Origin of the sequence: Aeromonas sp. HMWF015, from assembly GCF_963878965.1 — a bacterium.
Taxonomy (GTDB): Bacteria; Pseudomonadota; Gammaproteobacteria; order Enterobacterales; family Aeromonadaceae; genus Aeromonas; species Aeromonas veronii.
Window position 1 is genome coordinate 1 of the sequence record NZ_CAWNZT010000382.1, and the last position, 4,177, is coordinate 4,177.

The following is a 4,177-nucleotide window of genomic DNA, read 5'->3' on the forward strand; positions in this document are numbered from 1 at the left end:
GGATGATGGAGGGCTTGATCAGGATGTGACGGGCCTTCACCTCGGTCTGCATCACTTGCTGCTGACCCTTGGTGTCGAACACCTTGACGATGTGCAGACCGGCGCCGGAGCGCAGCGGGCCGACGATGTCGCCCTTCTTGGCACCCTGTACCGCTTCCGCCATCAGGGTCGGCATCTCTTGCGGGCTCATCCAGCCCCAATCACCCCCTTCCAGCGCCTTGGGACCGTTACTCTCGGCAATGGCCAGTTTGCGGAAGTCAGCGCCCTCTTTCAGCGCGGCCAGAATGCGCTCAATTTTGCTCTTGGCTGCATCCAGCTGGGCGGCAGTGGGGTTGTCCGGCAGGGCAATCTGGATATGGCCGACGTGGTATTCGTTCTGCTGTTGACCCTGTTTCTTCAGGATCTCTACCACCTGCTTCACCTCCTGCTCGGAGATGTTGATACGGCGGCGCACCTGGTTGCGGCGCACCTCGTTCATCAGGATCTCGCGGCGAACCTCTTCCCGATACTGGGCATAGGTCATCCCTTCACGGGCGAGCTGGGCGCGCAGCTGATCCAGGGTCATCTTGTTGTCGGCTGCGATACCCTGAATAGCCTGTTCCAGCTGGGTATCGCTGATCTTCAGCCCCTGGCGCTCCGCCAGCTGCAGCTGCAGACTCTCCTGGATCAGGCGGTCGAGTGCCTGTTTGCGCAGGGTGGCATCGTCAGGCAGGGACTGGCCGCTCTCCTGAGCGGAGAGTTTTACCTTGTTGACCAGTGCGTCCTGTTGGCTGGACAGCACCACGTCCTTGTTGACCACGGCCAGAACCTTATCCATCAGCTTGGGCGCAGCCAGTGCGGCCTGGCTCATGGCGCCGAACATTCCCGCGGTCAGCAGGGCAATCAGGGTCTTTTTCATATCCATCTCTCAAGGCTGGGCCAGCATCATTGCTGGCCTTTCAGATTAAACGGGCGAACATAGGGCAGCAGCTCGGTATCCAGGGTGACGCTGCGGCCACCAGTACCCACGCTGCCAAGGCCCTTCATTTCAAACTGCAGACCAATGACTTGTTCCGAAGTGGGCCTCAGAGTGACGTTGTCAGGCTGATTGTGCCACTCCAGGCTCATGTTGATGCTCCAGCAGCAGGAGTCGTATTTGACACCGATCTTGCGGTCAATGTTCACATCCTGCTTGATATCACGGTAGTAACCGCCATACATCTGCCACTGATCGGCGATCGGCGCCATCATCACCAGACCTACCTGGCTCAGATCTTCTGCCAGCGCCGGGTTGGTTGGATAGCGATAGTCCAGGTTGCCATCCTGGATATAGCGGTAGTTGAGCTGGGTGGTCAGCTTGCCAGTCCGGTATTCGACCGCACCGTTGCCAGCAGTAAACTCACCCTCGGAGGTATCGTATTGGGTTCCTGCATGGGCAAACCACTCATCGGTGATCCGGGCATCCCCCTCGAACGAGAGCAGGGAGCGGGCGTTGGTACTTTCCGGATCGGACGAGTAGAGGCGCACCTTGGGTGGTGTCATTTCGAAGGCCTGGGCCACCGCCAGACGCAACCGTTCATCACCCACATTGTCATAGACCCGGCTGGTCAGGCCAACGGTGACCCGGTTGGCATCGCTGATGCGGTCAAGACCGGCAAAGCGGCGATCACTGAACAGGCTGTAGTAATCCTGACGGGTGGTGGTGGTGTCGTAGATCCCGATCTCGTCCTGATTTTTGTAAGGGATATAGAGGTACTGGAACTCGGGCTCCAGGGTCTGGGTGCCCTTGCCATCATACCAGTCGAGCGGCCGATCGAAGTTGACGCCCCCCTTGAGGCGGAAGGACGGCAGAGTACGGGTAATGGTGCCCTCTTTCAGGGTCAGCTGTTTGCTGTCTGCATCGGTGAAGCGGCTGCGGTCCTGGCTAACCAGATCCTTGGGTATCTCCTGGTTGTAGGAGGTAAACATCAATTTGTACTGACTGGTCAGGTAGTAACCCGGCGCATCCACCAGGGGCACAGTCAGGGTGGGTGCCAGATGCAGACGGGTGGCGGTATAGCGCTCACCGGCTTGCTGGATGGTGGCACTGCCGCTGTTATAGCCAAACTTGGTCAGTTCACTGTTCCAGGCCAGATCGAACCACTTGCCCTGCTGGAAGTAGTTGTAGTCGATACGCGGCAGCATCTCGTGGGGTAGCAGCGCATACGGACTCAGGATCTGGTAGCGGCGCACCTCGGAGGTGAGGTTCCAGTTGTGCTGGTAGTAGCCGGCGGTGAAGGATTGCTGCAACTGGCTGTCGACCTGAGTGCCCACTTGTGGGCTGAAGTCGTTGAAGTAGTTGTAATCCTTGTCGCGCACCTGGGTGTAGTCGATGCCAAAACGCAGGCTGCCATCCATCAGGGCGGAGCCGTGGCGGACGTTCATCAGGTAACGATGGCCATCGGAGAGGTACGGAGTCCCTGTCGAAGGGTTGGTAAAGCTCGGGTTGCCAGCATCATACTGCTTGTCATCCCTGAGGCTTTCAAAATAGAGGGTGCCGGTGTGGGCGGGGTCCGGCATGTAGCGGAACTCTACCTGCTCCATCAGGCCGCGTTTGTCCATAAAACGGGAGGTGATGGTGGCATCATAGTTGGGGGCAATGTTCCAGTAGAAGGGCTGGGTGATATCCATGCCGTTGCTGGAGCTTTGCTTGTAACCCGGGTAAAGCAGACCGGTCTTCCGCTCATCCTTGATGGGGAAGTTGATATAGGGGAAGTAGAACACCGGGTAGTCATAGAGCCAAAGGCTGGCGTTCCAGGCTTCGCCGAACACCTCCTTCTGGTCAATGTCGATGCTGCCCGCCTTGAGGGTCCACACTTCCTGACCGGGGGGGCAGGTGGTGTACTGAGCCCCCTCCATGGTGATGTTCTGGTTGTTGTTGGTCATCACCACGCGCTTGGCAAAGCCGCGCACCGGTGAGCCATGCACCTGATACTTGCCCTCTTCCAGTTCGGAGTTCTTGGTATCCAGGTTGGATTTGAGGGTCTTGTCGCTGGTGACGGTCACCTGACCGTCGTTGTAATAGATGTTGCCGATGGCGATGACATCCCGGCTCTTCTGGTCGAGCTGGGCATAGTCGGAGTCAAACTTGCGAACACCCTGACGAACCTTGACGTCACCTTCATAGACGGCGGTGCCGCCCTGTTTGGCTTCGAGACGGTCAGCATCAACCTCGACCGGCTGTGCGTTGGCATCCTGATCCGATGCAGGCTTCTCTATCTTGGGAACATAGTCATAGCAGAGACTATCGAGAATGCCGGTGGCTGGCGGCGCTTCGAACGGGGCCGCCTGCACCATCATTGGGGTGAGTGCGGGGGCCAGGCTGATAGTCAGGGCGATGGGATAGCGGCACCCCAGTGTCCATTTTGTCATGTGAAAGACTCGTGCAATCCGTGATAGATACGGTTGATCCAAGGCATGCATTTTACGACAGGTTTCATCGAGTTGACATTGCATGTCATTGCTTTATGTTAGCCGGCAATGATAAAGCATTATTGCGGCCAGGGCTAACAGCCAAGTGCTGCTTTCCACCTTGGTCCTCTACTTATGCACGATCGCGATTCCCTGCTATTGCAGTGGGCACGCCGTATTTCCGGTGATGCCAATCTTCAGTTGACCCTCATTTCCGGTGATGCCAGCTTCCGCCGCTACTCTCGTGGTGGTGGTCTTGTGTGGGTGGATGCCAATCCGAAAACCGAAAAAAATCATGAGTTTGTTCGTAACGCAGCGGCCTTGCAGGCGCGTCAGCTGTTGGCGCCAGAGGTGAAGGCTGTGGACTACGAACAGGGTCTGCTGGCGGTCAGCGATCTGGGTGATACCCAGCTGATCAGCTGCCTGAACGAGCAAAATGTGCTGGCATGGTATGGCAAGGCGATCGATCTGTTGCCAACTCTGGGGTCGGTGGATCTGGCGCTTGAGCCCTTCGATGCCGCCTTTATGGCGCGGGAGAACAGCATTTTCCCCGAGTGGCTGCTTGGCCATCATCTGCAACTGACCCTGAGCGACGAAGAGCAGCAGTTGCTCGATGAGACCTTTGCCTGTCTCACCGCCTGCAATCTGGCTCAGCCACAAGGGGTGATGCACCGTGACTTCCACAGTCGCAACCTGATGGTGTGCGGCGGAAACACTCCTGATACCAGCGAACTTGCCATCATCGATT

General features: G+C 57.6%; 3 protein-coding genes. 1 reads left to right on the top strand and 2 read right to left on the bottom strand.

The features are described from left to right. Positions 1–898, bottom strand: an 898-nt coding sequence (locus AACS18_RS19770) for a peptidylprolyl isomerase (RefSeq protein WP_108611911.1), incomplete at its 3' end; no start/stop codon positions are given. Positions 899–924: 26 nt separating this feature from the next. Continuing rightward, positions 925–3,390 (bottom strand): LPS assembly protein LptD, encoded by a 2,466-nt coding sequence (gene lptD, locus AACS18_RS19775; RefSeq protein ID WP_108611910.1) that lies wholly within the window; start codon positions 3,388–3,390, stop codon positions 925–927. 174 nt (positions 3,391–3,564) lie between these two features. On the opposite strand from lptD, the gene AACS18_RS19780 reads away from it, so the two are divergent. Continuing rightward, on the top strand, positions 3,565–4,177 hold a 613-nt coding region (locus AACS18_RS19780; protein WP_146184726.1), incomplete at its 3' end, for an aminoglycoside phosphotransferase family protein.

Bases quoted from the DNA above. Each gene is read 5' to 3' on its own strand.
- lptD (WP_108611910.1), bottom strand. From the start codon at position 3,390: ATGACAAAATGGACACTGGGGTGCCGCTATCCCATCGCCCTGACTATC.